Below are 15,426 nucleotides of genomic sequence, written 5' to 3'. Positions count from 1 at the left end.
GTAAAAAATGAAAAAATAAATTTTTAAAACGTATTATTCAATCTTTTTAACTCCTTTGAACTGTTCTCTAAATTCGGTTGGAGTTGTCTTTTTGATCGACTTAAAAACTTTATTGAAGTTGGCAATATTATTAAAGCCAGCCTCAAAAGCAATTTCAAAAACAGTAAGATTCTTTTCCATCAGCCAGCGCGCAGCATAGCTGATTCTTATCTCGTTAAGATAATTGATAAAGGTTTTCCCTGTTCTTTTTTTAATAAACCTGTTGAACGTTACATTGCTCATATTCACCAATGATGCTGCATTATCCAGTGTAATTTTGTTTTCAAAATTTTTATGGACAAAATCATGAACCACTTTCATTTTATCATTATCTGCAAAAGTTTCAAGTTCAATACTATACGAAGATAAAAGTATTTTATCCTCTGCTACAGCCAGTTCATTCAGAATTTTCATGATTTCTATGAAAGATTCAAAGCTGTTCATCTTTGAAAGATTGAGAAACGAATCTTTTAGTTTCTCGGCAGTTTCTGTAGAAAAAAGAATTCCCCGGATGGAATCTTTCATAAGATTATTGATGGGTTTCAGGATATTTTTTTCCATCAGTGACTGGTTAAAGAAATCCTGATTAAACTGTATGGTAATTTCGTGGGTCTTTCTGTTCTTACATCTGTAATTGGCCCAGCAATGCGGTAAATTAGGTCCCACCAATACCAATTCTATATTTCCGATCTCTCCGGTATGATCTCCCACCATCCTTTTGTAACCCTTCCCCTTATAAATAAAATTGATTTCTATTTCCGGGTGATAATGATACGGAAAGTCGAAGGAGGCCTTAATCCTGTCAAACACGAGAAAACTGTCCTCAGGAGATAGTGGAGTTATTTCTCTCAGAATATTTTCTAATTCGCTCATACAGGCAGTTATGAAAAAAAGTTAATACTTTTAGGTTACAATACAAATCTTTGTAAAAATGATAAAATAATATCAATGTAAAAACATATTTCCGATTTATTTTATTTCAATTTTATATATCAAACATAAGAAATGGTAGGGTTCGATAATTTAATACAGCTCAAATCATGCTTTTTTGTATCTTTAAACTAAAGTTAAAAGATGCCGCAACAGCTTATTTTTGAAGATCACTATAAAAGACTCGGACTGGAAGTATTTTCAGAAGAAAATCTGGAAAACTTCAACGGAAATCATTTCAAAACTGATATCAAGGTGTTTTTTATTCCTCCCGGATATGAGCTTACGGTAGATTTTAATCATTATAGAACAAAGAAACCCTCTCTGTTTTTTCTGACCAACCAGCATCTAAGCATACAAAAAGGACAGGACGAATCAATCCTTCTTTTCTACAACCGCGATTTCTACTGTATCCAGATCCATGATAAGGAAGTGGCTTGTGACGGGCTTCTCTTTCATAATGTATTTGAAATTCCTTTTGTGGAACTTGACAACTCAGAAGCCATTCTTATAAAAAGTTTGTTCCAGAATATCCAGAATGAACTTGAATGGAGAGATTCTTCTGCAGAGGAAATGATCAGAACGTATGTAAAACAGATCATCATACGGGCTACCCGCAAATGGAAGAAACAAAACTTAGACAATGATACCATCAGAATTCCTGGCAGCGAACTTGATATTTTCCGGGATTTCAGCAGACACCTGGAAATTCATTTCAGAGAAAAACATAATGTCGCAGATTATGCAGAACTTCTTCACATTGCTCCCAAAACTTTAACTCATAAATTTAAAAACTTAAAGCTGGAGTCTCCCAACCAGTTTATCATTAACAGAATTTTATTAGAAGCAAAAAGATTACTATTCTATACGGATAAACCTGTAAAAGAAATTGCCTATGATCTCGGATATGAAGATCCGGCTTATTTCAACCGTCTTTTCACCAATAAAATAGGAAGCACTCCCGCAAATTTTAAAAAAAATTACTCTACGGGAAAAAAGTACAATATTTAAGTCATTTTATCTATTGAAAGATCCTTATCGCAGACATACCTTTGTAACATCAAAATCAAACAATACTAAATACAAAAAAACAAACATTATGAGACGTAACGCAACAGCCGTTTGGAACGGTACTATTAAAGAAGGAAAAGGACATTTAACGACTCAGAGTACAACTTTAAACCAGACTCAATATTCTTTCAACAGCCGTTTTGCAGACGGTGTAGGTACCAACCCTGAAGAATTGCTGGCAGCTGCCCACGCAGGATGTTTCACCATGAAACTTGATGCCGAATTATCTCAGGCAGGGTACAATCCAGAAGAATTAAAAACAACTTCTGTTATTACCCTGGATCCAAACATCGGAAAGATTACAAAATCTGAACTGACATTAACCGCTAAAGTGCCGGGAATCTCAGAAGAAGAATTCCAGAAGTTTGCGAAAATTGCAGAAGAAGGATGCCCTGTAAGCGCCGCATTCAACTTTGAAATTACTTTGAATGCTACTTTGGAAAACTAATTTAAGTATTCATTCAATATCAATAGAAACGGGCTTTAGCCCGTTTTTTTAATTTAAAAGAATCCGTTGGCTTCAGCCAAAACTTAAATCCAAAACATTGAAATTAATTATTCTTTTTCAATAAAATATACCGAGTGGTATATTTTTGTATATTTGCATCATATTTAAACATTTATAATGTCGAAGGCAGAAAAAACAAAACAGCATATCATTGAGAAAACAGCAACTCTTTTTAATACCAAGGGTTATATTTCCACTTCGCTGTCAGACATTACCCAGGCAACCGGACTGACGAAAGGCAGCATTTATGGAAATTTTGAAAACAAAGATGAAGTAGCCATTGAGGTTTATAAATACAATGCCGCCGTGTTGAGTAAAACCCTCAGCCGCTCCTTTGGCAATGAATTTCCTACTTCACTGGATAAACTCCATGCATTTGTAGATTTTTACCGAAAAAACTGGAAGTTTGTCTTTGCCAACGGCGGCTGTCCGCTGATGAATGCTGCTACGGAAGCTGATGACTCTTTTCCTGCTTTAAAAACTCAGGTGAAAAGGTCTTTTACACAATGGATGACAAAAATATCAACTACTATCGCTGAGGGGCAAAACAAAGGTGAAATTGATCAAAAAGTCAATGCTGAGCAATATGCCTCCCTGTTCATCATGCTTATTGAAGGCGGAATCCTGCTTTCAAAAACAATGGGTGATCAAAGTTATCTCAACCATGCCTTAGATAAGGTGGCCCAAATGATTGATCATGAACTCAATATTCTTCCATCATAAATTACACCATATGGAAACAAAAAAAGTGGCTATTGTAGGATACAACAGAATTCCTTTTGCCAGAATGAATACCGCTTATTCAGAGCAGGGAAACCAGGATCTTCTGCTTGCTTCTCTGAACGGATTAATAGACCGTTATCACTTAAAAGGAAAACGACTCGGAGAGGTTGCCGGCGGCGCAGTCATTAAACACATTTCCGAAAGCAACCTCATCAGAGAAACGGTGATGAATACAACGCTGGATCCCGCTACTCCTGCCTGTGATCTTCAGCAGGCATGTGATACAGGAATTGAAGCAGCTGTTTATATTGGGAATAAAATTGCCCTGGGTCAGATAGACTGTGGTATTGCATGCGGTGTGGAAGCCATGAGCAACATTCCTTTTGAGTCTTCACCAAGGTTAAGAAAAGCCCTGCTCAAAGCTAATAAAGAAAAATCAGCGTTTGGAAAAATAAAACAACTGCTAAGCCCGAAGCTGAAAGACTGGATGCCCATTCCTTATAAAGGGCAGGAACCCAAAACAGGTCTTGTCATGGGCGAACATACAGAAATCACTGCCCAATATTACAATATACCAAGAGAAGAACAGGATCAACTGGCATTAAAAAGCCATCAGAATATGGCAAAAGCTTATGATGAGGAATTTTTTGATGATATGATCACTCCAGCTTTTGGGCTGGATAAAGATAATAATCTGAGACGTGACAGCAGTATTGAAAAATTATCGCAGCTGAAACCTGCTTTTGATAAGCAGAACGGAACCTTAACGGCAGGAAATTCAACTCCATTTACAGATGGTGCTTCTGCAGTTTTGCTTGCCAGCGAAGAATGGGCGATAGCCAATAACCTTCCCGTCTTAGCTTATATCACTTTTTCAGAGCTGGCAGGAATAGAATATGTTGAAAATAAACAGGATTTACTTCTAGCTCCTGTTTTTGCAGCAGAGAGAATGCTTAAAAAAGCAGGTATGAATTTGTCAGACTTTGATTACTACGAAATTCATGAAGCATTTGCAGCACAGGTCCTGGCTACCATAAAAATCTGGGAAAATGATGAGCTGGCCAAAAAGTTCGGATTGGAAAAAGCGCTGGGAAAAATAGACAGAAATAAACTGAATGTAAAAGGAGGAAGCCTTGCAGCCGCCCATCCTTTTGCTGCAACCGGAGGAAGAATTATCGCAACACTGGCAAAATTACTTCATGAAAAAGGCAGTGGAAAAGGGTTTATATCCATTTGTGCAGCCCGTGGACAGGGAGTAACGATGATTTTGGAAAAGTAATAAAAGCCTCATCCTATATTCAAAAGAGCAGATTCTTTTATTATGCAGTAAATAATATGATTGATTATTCGTCTGCAGAGATAGAAAATTGATAATATTGCAGTGCAAAAATTAGCTGATAAAAGAAGTAATTAATAAAACATGGGATAAACAGGGTTTATCTTATGAAAGTCTAATCTATTAAAAAATAGTAACTACATATGAAGAGAGTTGTCATTACAGGATTAGGTGCTGTGACACCTTTGGGAAATAATGTTGAAGATTTTTGGCAAAACAGTATTAAAGGAGTCAGCGGAGCAGGACTCATTACCCATTTCGATACGGAAAAATTTAAAGTACATTTTGCTTGTGAGGTAAAAGGCTTTGATCCAAAAGTATATCTGAATCATAACGAAATCAAGAGAAGTGACCTGTTTACACAATATGCCATGTATGCTTCTGCAGAAGCGATTCAGGATTCAGGCCTGGAGCTTGAAAAAATGGATCCCTTCGACACAGGAGTCATCTGGGGAACAGGACAGGGCGGAATGTGGACTTTTGAAAAAGAAGTAATGGATTTCGCAGCCGGAGACGGAACGCCCCGTTTCAATCCTTTTTTTGTACCGAAGTTTATCGCCAATATGGCTTCGGGAATGATTTCTATGAAATACGGTCTTCAGGGAATCAATTATACAACAGTTTCTGCCTGTGCTACAGGAAATACGGCATTGATGGATGCCTTCAATTATATCCGTTTGGGAAAAGCCAAAGTAATCATCAGCGGTGGTTCTGAAGCAGCTATCACTCCGGCTTCTATCGGAGGCTTCTCTATTATGAAAGCCATGTCGACAAGAAATGATGATTTTGCAACGGCCAGCCGACCTTACGATGCAGACAGAGACGGATTTGTAATGGGTGAAGGTGCAGGAGCCCTGGTGCTTGAAGAATATGAACATGCTGTGGCCAGAGGAGCAAAAATTTATGCAGAATTAGCAGGAGCTGCCATGACGGCAGATGCATACCACATGACAGCACCTCATCCTGAAGGTGCAGGAGCTATAAAAGCAATGCAGCTGGCAGTGAAAGAAGCAGGAGCCAATATGGAAGATATTGATTATATTAACCCTCATGCTACTTCAACACCATTAGGAGATATGATTGAATTAACAGCCATTAATAAAGCATTCAAAGGAAGTAAAAACCTTGATATCAGTGCCACAAAATCCATGACCGGGCATTTATTGGGTGCTGCCGGGGCGGTGGAAGCCATTCTTTCGATCAAAGCGATTCAGAACGGAATTATTCCTCCAACGATTAATCTTCACAATATTGATGAAAGTATTCCTAAGGATATCAATATTGTTTTCGGAGAAGCGAAAGAAAAGAATATCAATTTTGCGTTGAGTAATGCTTTTGGATTTGGTGGACACAATGCAACTGTTGTTTTCAAGAAATTCAGTTAAATCCCATTAAATAATAATTGAAAGTCCCTGTATAATAATCATACAGGGATTTTTTAATCAGATTAAAAATTAAAAAGCAGTCAAAACTGACTGCTTCAAATATAACGAATTATATACCCCTTATAAAAGAGATTGACTTGTAACTATTGAGCATCCGGTATAAAAAAATCATCGGCATTTTCAGCAATCGGAATATAGAGTCTCTCCCATTCTTTGCTTTTCACCATATCCCAGCTGTGGCCGGTTCCTTTAAGGTCTTCTGCAAGAAGAACTACTCCCGGTTTAATCATAAAAGTAGAACCATCTGTTACTTTAAATCGTATATTGCCCTTGATGGTAATCACATATTGTCTTCTGGGAGCCGGATGTGCATTTTTTTCCCACTCCTCCGTTTTATTGCTCATCCAGAATGTTGTGGTATTCATATGTTTAAGAGTAGGTATTTTCCCTTTCTCAAAAGAGCATGAGCCGTCAGGATTATTAATTAATCTTATGGCAGGAATAAACTCAGTGGAGCTCTCCGCTGTAACGCTCACATGGTTGTGTTTTTTATGTTGTGCATTCATAAATCCTACAGTACTTACTACTAAAACAAGGCTTAAGCCCTTAATGATGTTTTTCATTATAAATTTAATTTTTTATTTTTAATTATAAACAGTATCGTAAACCAGCATTCTGTCAAAGAATGGTTTATATTTCTGAACCAAAGAAAGATGTTCAGGAAGTTTTCCATATGCTTCAAGCTCTTCCAGACTATCGAATTCCATAGAAGCATTATAAGTAAATGTGCTGTCTAAAACGCTTCTCGGGCTGGAAGCTGCCGGCTTTCCATAACGGAGATTCTTCTGATAAGGAAGCTTTTTAAGACCTTCAAAAAAATTTTCAAATTCTTTTACCTCAGGCCCGGAAAGGTCTTTTCTAAGCCAGAACAACAAATAATGGAAGTACACTTTTTTCTTTTTTTTAGGATTAAACATGGGTAAAGCAGAGGCAAACATATTTCCTGAGATCAGCAGCAAAGCAGAAGCCTGGACTGAGCGGAATAAAAATTTTCTTCTTTCCATTGTCATTTATTTTAATTAAAATCTATTCTGTATTTAAGGACAAACTGCCATTTCCGGTCTGAAACTACGGCATTGTTTGAAGGGTCATTGGTATAAACAGGTCTGTTCTGGGCGTCAAAGGTTAAACGGGAAGACATTCCGTTCATCAGCAGAGATATTCCTGCATCATAGATCACAGCATTATCATGAAGCCCTTTCAGATCTGACAGCTGCATTCCTACGGCAGGCTGAAGCTGAAGACTTTTCTTTTCTTTGTCCAGATAAGGCAGGGTTCCTCCCAGTTGTACATAATATGTATTTCCGGTTCCGATAACAGGCATTGCATTTCCTGCTCCATTCAGACTCGCTTGTGTCACATCTACAGAAGTTGCAGGATTATTGGTACCTACATACCGGATATAATTGGGTCCGTAGTCGTTATGCATCGCCATCCCATAAGCGCTTATTGACGTTCCTTTTTCTTTATTCAGTGGTGCATCATAAAATAAATCTACTGCAAAGCTTTTCATATCATCATTCACTGTATTCTTACCGGAATCCAGATGCCATAATGCATTGTGAATATAATCAAACCCCGCTCCCAGACTCAGTACATTCTTCTTCCCTACATAAGTTCCTGCATTAAAGGGAGTGGAAATATTTTCCTTGTCCAAAAAAGCATATCTGAAATATCCTGAGAAGTCTTTTCCGGGGGAGTTTTTACTAAAGGAAGCGACATTCAGTTTCGGATCAGAAGTTGCCATGGTATAAGGATCGGCTACTACCAGGCGGTAATCAAACTTTCCGAGTTGCCCTTTAATATAGGCACTCAATTCCCTCACGGTATAATCCGTAGTCCCTGCATTGGAGGTTGCATAAGCCGGCAGGTCGTATAAAAGCGTATTCAAAGGTCCTGTAGTAAATCTTGAGAGGCCGCGCCATGTAGAACGTCCTGCACCAAAAGCAATTTTATCATTAAAAGCATATTCAGCGTAGGCATCCAGAAGGTCAAAATAATTACTTCCTTTTGCATTGACATTCACGTTGGTAGTTCCACCCTGCAATACAAACATCAGTTTTTCTGTTGGCTTATAAGTCATTTTTACACGAACCCTTCTAAGCGAAAGGTCAGACAGGTCTGATTTTGCTTCGTTATTGACAAGGCTCCCAGGGTTAAGCTGAGTATATCTGCCCCACAATTCTGCATATCCGCTAAAGGAAATATATCTTGAGTGATCTTCATTGAAATAATGAGTCAATCCGGGATTATTAAAATCATTTTTTTTCTGGGCTTCTAATTTCCCCATAAGTCCTAATAAGGAAAACAACGCAATTGCTGTTTTGAAAGAGGTAGTCTTCATATTTTTCTATTCTTATCTTTTGTTGATTTCAACGGGACAAAATTAGATTGCTAAAAGCCCGACAGGTATTAGAAATCTATTAGAAACCTTATAGAAAACTATTAAAAGGGGGAATGTTTTCTGATAAAAGAAAAATATAAAATACCTTTGTAAAGTGCTTTGTGAATAAATGAAAGTCAGGCTTTTAAAATCAAAAAAACGTTTGAAAAACCAACACCCCTATTCATCGTATTTCTTTATGAAAATTTTAATTGTAGAAGATAACTCACGTGTTTCAAGTCTTTTGAAAAGAGGACTGGAAAGCCAGCAATATCAGGTTTATATTTCGGAAGATGCAGAAGATGCGATTATCCTGCTGAATAAAATAACATTTGATCTGGCCATTACGGATATTATGCTCCCGAAAATGAGTGGTATTGATCTGTGCAAACTGATCAAACAGCAATATCCTGACCTCCCCATCATCATGCTTACCGCTCTGGGAACGATTGATGAAAAAATTGAAGGATTTGACGCCGGAGCGGATGACTATATGGTGAAACCTTTTGAGATCCGGGAGCTCTATGTGAGAATCAAAGCTATTCTGCAGAGGAGATCAAATAAAAATAAAGAAGCTTATCTGACCAAACTCGAATATCATGACCTGAAGATCGATAAGAAATTCAACAGGGTTTTCAGAAACGGAGCGGAAATAGAACTTACTCCCAAAGAATTTAAACTCCTGGTATTTCTCGTAAGCAATGCCGAAAGAATTCTTACCCGCGAAGAAATTGCCGAAAATGTATGGGGGAATCATTTCGACACCGGAACCAATTATATTGATGTCTATATTGCATATTTACGGAAAAAGATTGATAAAAATTTTGACCATAAACTGATTCATACCAAACCCGGAGTAGGATTTATTTTTGCTTCACAATTATGAAAATAGCAACCCGAACAGCACTCATTTATTCCATCCTTACTGCAGGCATCCTATTTTTGTTTGCCTACGTTCTTTATTTTGTTTCTGAAAAAAACAGAGAAGATGAATTCAATGACCGGCTGGGATACAAAGTGATCTGGCGTTCAGAATTTATATTTGATGCCAGAATCAGTGATGAAAAAATCCGTGAACTTCACCGGCGTAACCAAAAACTTCTGAATGAAGCAGACATCAGTGTTTATAACAGCAAAAAAGAGCTTACCTTCACAGATATTCCTCCTCTCAAAAGCAATGAAAAATACCTGAACAAAATTACCCGGTCCAATAAAAACAGAATATTCTGGCAGCAGGGTGACCGTCAGTATATTGCCATGCAGTTTCCATCCAACGGAGAAAAATATTATATCATTGGAAGTGCAGTAGATGTTACGGGAAAAGCCCATATTTCTGAGTTTAAAAAAGATATTATCATCATCTACATCAGCTCCATTGTTATCATTTTTATTATAGGATTTCTTTTTTCCTATTATACACTTAAGCCTTTAAAGGATATCATTCTCCAGATCCGTGATATTTCAGAGCACAACCTTAATAAACGGCTGGATATTCCCAAAGCAAAAGATGAGATTTATGAACTAACGGAAACTTTTAATTCTACTTTCAACAGACTTGAAAAATCCTTCAACAATCATAAGCAATTCGTCACCACTATTTCCCATGAGTTCCGGACACCTCTTTCTACCTTAATTGCTGAGCTTGAGCTTGCCAAGGAACTTAACGTGACCTTGGATGACTATAAGCTTTCTATTGACAATGCCCTGCAGGATGCGAATGATGCTTCGGAACTATCTTCTGCTCTTTTGGATTTTGCCAGAGCCAGCTATGATGTATCACAAATCAGTTTTACCAATCTACGTCTGGATGAGATTTTGGCAGAAGCCAAACTTGCATTGCTGCAGAAAAATGCCAGTTACAAAATCGGGATCAATTATATGAGCAATGCCTCAGATGATGATGAAAACAATTATGATTTTTTTGGTAACCCTTACCTGCTGCAGGTTGCTTTTTCCAACTTAATAGAGAATGCCTGTAAATATTCGGCAGACAAAAGCTGTCATATCGAGATAGAAACCAAACAGGAACATATAAAAATTCATTTTATTGATCATGGGATCGGTATTTCAGAAAAGGATCTTTCAAAAATTTTTGATCTTTTTTATCGCGGTTCCAATAAGAGTTTCGAAAAAGGAAACGGAATCGGTCTTTCCATTGTAAAAAGAATTGTAGAAATACACGAAGGAAAATTGACTATCGACTCTGAAGTAGCCAAAGGAAGTATATTTACTGTGGAATTTCCTTCCATAAATTAAAAAGCAGTCTAAAATAGACTGCTTTTTAATTTATGCTTTCAACCATTCTGAGGAAGAAAGATAATTCTGATCAGGATAATAGATGAACAGACAGTTTTTGCCTTTAATCGTATTGATTATAGACTGTGTCAGTTCTCTTGGGACGGCAGGGCATCCCCAGCTTCTTCCGATTCTTTTGTGCATCGCAGCAAATGCATCACTCACATAATCCGCACCATGCATTACAATTGCTCTTCTGTATGCAGCATCATTAAAGCCCTTATCCATTCCCAATAATTTCAGAGAGTATCCGTTATCACCCTGATAGGTTGCATCCGTGATATAAAATCCCAGGCTGCTCTGCAGCGAACTTTCCTTGTTAGAAAAATTCGTCGCAAATTCTTCGCCGGTATTTTTTCCGTGTGCTACCAATGAGTTGAACAGAACTTTTTTGTCTTCAAGGTCAATAATCCAAAGTCTTTTGGTGTTAGAAGACATAGAAAAATCGCAGATAGTCAATAAATGCGAGTCCTGGGTAAGCAATCCTGCTTTTTTTAAATTTTCATAGCCAGTCAATGCTTTTGAGAACACATCATAATTCAGTTCATGCCCCGGCTCAAATGCAATAGATTGGTACAGTGCTTCTGATGAAGACACTGCTGCAGTGTTCTTCTCAGATTTCGTTTCAGCTACTTTTTCAGTTTTCGTTGTTTTCACATTCTCACTTTTCGCCACCACTTTTGGGGAAATGTAGAATGAAGTCGTCACCATGTAAACAAGGCCTAATACGCTATAAAATCCTTTCATTCAATACTATATAAATCCAAATTAGTGGGGCAAAATTATAAAAACATAATTACCAAGGAGTTATAACTCTACAAAGTTTAACGCTATTTAAGAAACTTTAACGTCCTGATTTTGTGAATTAAAGTGGTTATTTTAGAGAATCCGGAACAAATTCCAGGCTTACAGAATTCATACAATATCTTAATCCGGTAGGTTTCGGACCGTCATCAAAAACATGTCCCAGATGGGAATCACATCTTTTACAAAGTACCTCTACTCTATCCATACCGTACGACTGATCTCTTACATAATAGACTCCTTCTTTATCAGCTTCAAAGAAACTCGGCCAGCCGCAGCTGCTGGAAAATTTTGATGTCGAACGGAACAGATGATTTCCACATACCGCACAATAATATTCTCCTACCTCATCAAATTCGTTATATTTTCCTGTAAAAGCTCTTTCTGTTGCCGCTTCTCTGGCTATTGCGTATAGATCCGGAGCAAGGATTTTTTTCCATTCTTCATTCGAAACATTGAGTTTTGAAGTATCTGTTCTGGAGTAGTATGGATTGCTTTTTGCTTGTGTATTTTCCATAGGAGTTTTTTTAATAGGTTCATATTTCTGCGTACATGCCTGCAGAATAATTAATAGGGTTATTGAAATTAAAAATTTCATAGTAAATTTTAATTCTTTAACCACGAATGGTTTCATAACCAAATTTAGTAAATTTGAGAATATGAATGACGAAGCAAAAAGAAAACAACTTAGAAAATATAAAGCATTTGCCACCGGATTATTTGTCCTGATGGCTGTTATTTTCATTGTTACCACTATTTTACAGAAGTCTGATAACTCTCACTGGATTGGCTATGTCCGGGCCTTTGCTGAAGCCGCTATGGTGGGTGCGCTTGCGGACTGGTTTGCGGTAACGGCCTTATTCCGGCATCCTCTCGGGCTTCCTATTCCCCACACCAATCTGATTGAAAACAGTAAGCAGAGACTGGGAGACAATCTTGGAAATTTCGTGGTGGGAAACTTCCTTTCACCTCAGAATATCCGCCCTTACATCCAAAAGCTTAAAGTTTCCAATTTTGTTGGAGAATGGCTGGCCAAGGAAAAAAGCCAGGACATTTTGATTAAAAACCTTTCGGATATTGTTCTTGATATTCTCAATAAACTGGATGATTCAACGGTAAGCCAGTTTATCAGCAAAAAGGTTTCTGAAATGACAGATGATGTCAAGCTTAATAAAGTAGTAGGAAACGGAATCGGTTATATACTGGAAAAAAATGATCACCAGAGAATCATCACCAATCTTTCAAAACAGATCAAAGAATACATCATTGAAAACGATGAAATGATCCAGGAGAGAGTAAAAAAAGGCAGTTATTCGTTCATTCCATCTTTTGTAGATAACAAAATTGCTGATAAAATTGCCGACGGACTTTCTGATTTTTTCAAAGAAATAGAAGAAGATCCTCAGCATGAAGTAAGAGCATTGATCACTCAGAAAATTCATGAATTTTCCGTTGATCTGAAAGAAGATCCGAAATGGGATGAGGAATTTAAAACGATTAAAAACGGTCTTCTCAAAAATGATAAACTGGATGAATATTCCAATGATATCTGGGTTTCCATTAAAAGGACATTGATGAAAGAACTTCAGGAGGAGGATTCCGCTTTGAAAAATTACCTTTCAAAAAATCTGAATGAGTTTGCCCAGAATTTAAAAACAGATGAAAACCTTCAGAATAAAATTGACCATTGGGTTCGCGTAACGGCTTATAAGTACATCCTGAAAAACACTCATCAATTCGGAAACCTCATCAGTACTACCGTTGGGAACTGGCAGGGAAAAGAGCTCAGTGAAAAACTGGAACTGGAAGTAGGAAAAGACCTGCAGTTTATCCGGGTCAACGGAACGCTGGTCGGCGGGCTGGTCGGTCTGATTATCTACACCATCGCACACTTCTTCATTTAAAAAACTAAAATCCACGATCACTCAGCCATGAAAAAAATTTTCAGTCTCTTCTTTTTTTGTTTCCTCACATTTGCCCTGTGTCAAAAAGTTGAATTAAAGAAAGTAACGGATTCTTCCCAGACCTTTACCGGAGAAATCGGAGGAATTCCGATTACCATAGAACTCAACTATACAGGAATAGTAGATTGTAATCAGTATCAGCATTATGTGGATGGATGGTATTATTATGACAAATACAAAAAGAAAATCCCGCTTACCGGAATATATGACTATTATGGAAATTTGTCGCTATATAATTTTGGAGCGAAACAAAAACAGAATTCGAAGCTTTTGAAAGAGCAGATTACCTCTCTTCAGAAGGTAGAAAAGACTGATGAAATAGCCCAGAAATTAGCTCCAAAGGAATCTATTGTATTTGAAAATAGCAGCCGGAATACCAGCCCTGTTCCAGGACATTTTTATCTGAATGGAAAAGCTCAGCCTGCAAAATTGTTTACAGGCAATACGATGATCTACCGTCTCAACAATTATCTGTACTTACCGAATAACAAGAAAATAAACACCTATGATTTCATTAATAAAGCAGGCGGAAACGAGCTAATATCTTATTCCTCAGGAGAAAATGGGAACAGGATTTTACTGTATTTTGAGGAAATATCAAATTTTAATGCCTGCGGGCAATGCGGGGCAAGCAATGGGGAGAAAGGCTACCGGGTTCTTTACTTCACAAAAGACTGGAATTATAAAAGCTATGAAGAATTCCTGACTGAGAGCTGCCGCGAAAATATATATGACGTTACCAAAACGAAATCCAAAGACAAACAAACGATTATCTATAAAATAGGAAAAACCGAAAGCACTCCGCCCCATACGCTTACAGTAAATATTAAAAATGCATCTGTTGTAAAGTCAAAATAAAAAAGAGAGTCATATCAACTCTCTTTTATTTTATCTCGGCAACCTGCTGGCTCTTTTTAGTAATTCCTTATTGATGTCGTTAATCAGTTCCGGACCTTCATAAATAAATCCTGTATATAGCTGAACCAGTGTAGCCCCTGCATCCAGCTTCTCCATCGCATCCTTAGCAGAGTGAATTCCTCCAACTCCAATGATTGGAAATGCTCTGTTACTTTTATCGGAAAGGTATTTGATCATGTTTGTACTTCTCTCACGGATGGGTTTTCCGCTTAATCCACCATTTCCTATCTGTGCTAAAACTTCCGGAGAGGTTTTCAGTCCTTCTCTGTTCACGGATGTATTGGAAACTACAATACCATCTATTTTTGTTTCTGCGATCAGATCAATAATTTCATCCAATTGATTGTTATTCAAATCCGGTGCAATTTTAAGCAGTATAGGTTTCTGTACAGATTTTGACTGGTTTATTTTTTTAACTTCCGTAATCAGTTCTCTCAGATAGTCTACGTCTTCCAGTTTGGCGTGGCTTCCTACATTCGGGCAGCTCACATTCAATACAAAGTAATCTACATGAGGATGAAGACCTTCAAAACAATCTAAGTAATCCTGCGTATAATTTTCCGGGCTTGTATCTGTATTTTTCCCGATGTTTCCACCGATAACTATTTTTCCTTTATTGGATTTCAGTTTTTCAATAGCTGCTTCAAGACCGTCATTATTGAATCCCATTCTGTTGATGATTCCGCCATCTTCAATCAAACGGAACAATCTTTTTTTAGGATTTCCGGCTTGCGCTCTTGGAGTTACCGTCCCGATTTCTACAAATCCGAAACCAAGATCTCCCAATTCGTTAAATAACACTGCATTTTTATCGAAACCGGCAGCCAGTCCTACAGGATTTTTAAATTTCAATCCAAAGACTTCTCTTTCCAGACGTTTGTCTTCAATAGGTTTGGGTAAAAACAGTTTGGTAAGAAATCCAAAATTTTTAAGCATTGAAAATGTAAAATAATGAACTTCTTCAGGATCAAATTTGAAAAGGATCGGACGAATGAGCGATTTGTACATTG

16 protein-coding genes are annotated in these 15,426 nt (G+C 37.4%); 9 read left to right on the top strand and 7 right to left on the bottom strand.

Features of this window, described 5'->3' with window-relative positions:
- Window positions 1-33: 33 nt before the first annotated feature.
- A complete protein-coding gene (locus tag V0410_RS16715; protein WP_330744951.1) occupies window positions 34-912 on the bottom strand; it encodes an AraC family transcriptional regulator in 879 nt (292 codons plus the stop codon).
- 201 nt (window positions 913-1,113) lie between these two features.
- Here V0410_RS16715 and V0410_RS16710 point away from each other — a divergent pair, with 201 nt between their 5' ends.
- From V0410_RS16710 to fabF, 5 genes are all read left to right on the top strand, one after another.
- Window positions 1,114-1,980: a helix-turn-helix domain-containing protein gene (locus V0410_RS16710; RefSeq protein ID WP_330744950.1), complete on the top strand. Its 867-nt coding sequence runs from the start codon at window positions 1,114-1,116 to the stop codon at window positions 1,978-1,980.
- An 88-nt stretch (window positions 1,981-2,068) separates the two neighbouring features.
- A complete protein-coding gene (locus V0410_RS16705) occupies window positions 2,069-2,488 on the top strand; it encodes an OsmC family protein (protein ID WP_002982623.1) in 420 nt (139 codons plus the stop codon).
- Between the two features lie 177 nt (window positions 2,489-2,665).
- A complete protein-coding gene (locus tag V0410_RS16700) occupies window positions 2,666-3,271 on the top strand; it encodes a TetR/AcrR family transcriptional regulator (RefSeq protein ID WP_330744949.1) in 606 nt (201 codons plus the stop codon).
- A 10-nt stretch (window positions 3,272-3,281) separates the two neighbouring features.
- Entirely contained in the window at window positions 3,282-4,550 is a 1,269-nt protein-coding gene (locus V0410_RS16695) for an acetyl-CoA C-acetyltransferase (RefSeq protein ID WP_330744948.1), read from the top strand.
- 200 nt (window positions 4,551-4,750) lie between these two features.
- Window positions 4,751-5,992: a beta-ketoacyl-ACP synthase II gene (fabF, locus tag V0410_RS16690; RefSeq protein WP_330744947.1), complete on the top strand. Its 1,242-nt coding sequence runs from the start codon at window positions 4,751-4,753 to the stop codon at window positions 5,990-5,992.
- 143 nt (window positions 5,993-6,135) lie between these two features.
- Here the strand turns inward: fabF and V0410_RS16685 are convergent, their stop codons facing one another.
- Genes V0410_RS16685 through V0410_RS16675 form a run of 3 tightly spaced genes read right to left on the bottom strand, consistent with a single transcriptional unit; the run spans window position 6,136 to window position 8,396 of the window.
- A complete protein-coding gene (locus V0410_RS16685; RefSeq protein WP_227941155.1) occupies window positions 6,136-6,615 on the bottom strand; it encodes a hypothetical protein in 480 nt (159 codons plus the stop codon).
- Between the two features lie 21 nt (window positions 6,616-6,636).
- Window positions 6,637-7,056, bottom strand: a complete 420-nt coding sequence (locus V0410_RS16680; protein ID WP_330744946.1) for a Dabb family protein — start codon at window positions 7,054-7,056, stop codon at window positions 6,637-6,639.
- An 11-nt stretch (window positions 7,057-7,067) separates the two neighbouring features.
- Complete coding sequence (locus tag V0410_RS16675) at window positions 7,068-8,396, bottom strand: hypothetical protein (protein WP_330744945.1); 1,329 nt, start codon at window positions 8,394-8,396, stop codon at window positions 7,068-7,070.
- Between the two features lie 238 nt (window positions 8,397-8,634).
- Between V0410_RS16675 and V0410_RS16670 the strand changes: the two genes are divergently transcribed.
- Together V0410_RS16670 and V0410_RS16665 are read left to right on the top strand one after the other, a co-directional pair.
- Window positions 8,635-9,321 (top strand): response regulator transcription factor, encoded by a 687-nt coding sequence (locus V0410_RS16670; protein ID WP_330744944.1) that lies wholly within the window; start codon window positions 8,635-8,637, stop codon window positions 9,319-9,321.
- The gene (locus V0410_RS16665) at window positions 9,318-10,691 is read left to right on the top strand and encodes a HAMP domain-containing sensor histidine kinase (protein ID WP_330744943.1); all 1,374 of its coding nucleotides are present in this window, start codon (window positions 9,318-9,320) and stop codon (window positions 10,689-10,691) included. Before V0410_RS16670 ends, V0410_RS16665 begins: the two co-directional genes overlap by 4 nt.
- A gap of 30 nt (window positions 10,692-10,721) precedes the next feature.
- Here V0410_RS16665 and V0410_RS16660 read toward each other — a convergent pair whose 3' ends face one another.
- Together V0410_RS16660 and msrB are read right to left on the bottom strand one after the other, a co-directional pair.
- On the bottom strand, window positions 10,722-11,477 hold the full coding sequence (locus V0410_RS16660; RefSeq protein ID WP_062673223.1) for a murein L,D-transpeptidase catalytic domain family protein: 756 nt from the start codon (window positions 11,475-11,477) through the stop codon (window positions 10,722-10,724).
- Between the two features lie 127 nt (window positions 11,478-11,604).
- Window positions 11,605-12,051 carry a peptide-methionine (R)-S-oxide reductase MsrB gene (gene msrB / locus V0410_RS16655; protein ID WP_330744942.1) on the bottom strand — a complete coding sequence of 149 codons (447 nt, stop codon included), beginning with the start codon at window positions 12,049-12,051 and terminating at the stop codon, window positions 11,605-11,607.
- Between the two features lie 142 nt (window positions 12,052-12,193).
- Between msrB and V0410_RS16650 the strand changes: the two genes are divergently transcribed.
- Window positions 12,194-13,438, top strand: coding sequence for a DUF445 domain-containing protein (locus V0410_RS16650; RefSeq protein WP_330744941.1), 1,245 nt, complete (start codon window positions 12,194-12,196; stop codon window positions 13,436-13,438).
- A gap of 27 nt (window positions 13,439-13,465) precedes the next feature.
- Window positions 13,466-14,356: a hypothetical protein gene (locus V0410_RS16645; protein ID WP_330744940.1), complete on the top strand. Its 891-nt coding sequence runs from the start codon at window positions 13,466-13,468 to the stop codon at window positions 14,354-14,356.
- A 30-nt stretch (window positions 14,357-14,386) separates the two neighbouring features.
- Here V0410_RS16645 and V0410_RS16640 read toward each other — a convergent pair whose 3' ends face one another.
- A complete protein-coding gene (locus V0410_RS16640; RefSeq protein WP_330744939.1) occupies window positions 14,387-15,424 on the bottom strand; it encodes a quinone-dependent dihydroorotate dehydrogenase in 1,038 nt (345 codons plus the stop codon).
- Between the last annotated feature and the right edge of the window lie 2 nt (window positions 15,425-15,426).

Source organism: Chryseobacterium sp. CP-77 (assembly GCF_036362765.1).
GTDB classification, from domain to species: Bacteria; Bacteroidota; Bacteroidia; order Flavobacteriales; family Weeksellaceae; genus Chryseobacterium; species Chryseobacterium cupriresistens.
The sequence above is the reverse complement of the archived record's forward strand: the minus strand, read 5'-3'. Positions and strand labels throughout refer to the sequence as shown.

What these genes read in the sequence shown, in the direction of transcription:
- V0410_RS16650 (WP_330744941.1), top strand. Translation starts at nt 12,194, where the DNA reads ATGAATGACGAAGCAAAAAGAAAACAACTTAGAAAATATAAAGCATTT.
- V0410_RS16645 (WP_330744940.1), top strand. Translation starts at nt 13,466, where the DNA reads ATGAAAAAAATTTTCAGTCTCTTCTTTTTTTGTTTCCTCACATTTGCC.
- V0410_RS16705 (WP_002982623.1), top strand. Translation starts at nt 2,069, where the DNA reads ATGAGACGTAACGCAACAGCCGTTTGGAACGGTACTATTAAAGAAGGA.
- V0410_RS16700 (WP_330744949.1), top strand. Translation starts at nt 2,666, where the DNA reads ATGTCGAAGGCAGAAAAAACAAAACAGCATATCATTGAGAAAACAGCA.
- V0410_RS16680 (WP_330744946.1), bottom strand. Translation starts at nt 7,056, where the DNA reads ATGGAAAGAAGAAAATTTTTATTCCGCTCAGTCCAGGCTTCTGCTTTG.
- V0410_RS16670 (WP_330744944.1), top strand. Translation starts at nt 8,635, where the DNA reads ATGAAAATTTTAATTGTAGAAGATAACTCACGTGTTTCAAGTCTTTTG.
- fabF (WP_330744947.1), top strand. Translation starts at nt 4,751, where the DNA reads ATGAAGAGAGTTGTCATTACAGGATTAGGTGCTGTGACACCTTTGGGA.
- msrB (WP_330744942.1), bottom strand. Translation starts at nt 12,051, where the DNA reads ATGGAAAATACACAAGCAAAAAGCAATCCATACTACTCCAGAACAGAT.
- V0410_RS16665 (WP_330744943.1), top strand. Translation starts at nt 9,318, where the DNA reads ATGAAAATAGCAACCCGAACAGCACTCATTTATTCCATCCTTACTGCA.
- V0410_RS16685 (WP_227941155.1), bottom strand. Translation starts at nt 6,615, where the DNA reads ATGAAAAACATCATTAAGGGCTTAAGCCTTGTTTTAGTAGTAAGTACT.
- V0410_RS16660 (WP_062673223.1), bottom strand. Translation starts at nt 11,477, where the DNA reads ATGAAAGGATTTTATAGCGTATTAGGCCTTGTTTACATGGTGACGACT.
- V0410_RS16675 (WP_330744945.1), bottom strand. Translation starts at nt 8,396, where the DNA reads ATGAAGACTACCTCTTTCAAAACAGCAATTGCGTTGTTTTCCTTATTA.
- V0410_RS16695 (WP_330744948.1), top strand. Translation starts at nt 3,282, where the DNA reads ATGGAAACAAAAAAAGTGGCTATTGTAGGATACAACAGAATTCCTTTT.
- V0410_RS16715 (WP_330744951.1), bottom strand. Translation starts at nt 912, where the DNA reads ATGAGCGAATTAGAAAATATTCTGAGAGAAATAACTCCACTATCTCCT.
- V0410_RS16640 (WP_330744939.1), bottom strand. Translation starts at nt 15,424, where the DNA reads ATGTACAAATCGCTCATTCGTCCGATCCTTTTCAAATTTGATCCTGAA.
- V0410_RS16710 (WP_330744950.1), top strand. Translation starts at nt 1,114, where the DNA reads ATGCCGCAACAGCTTATTTTTGAAGATCACTATAAAAGACTCGGACTG.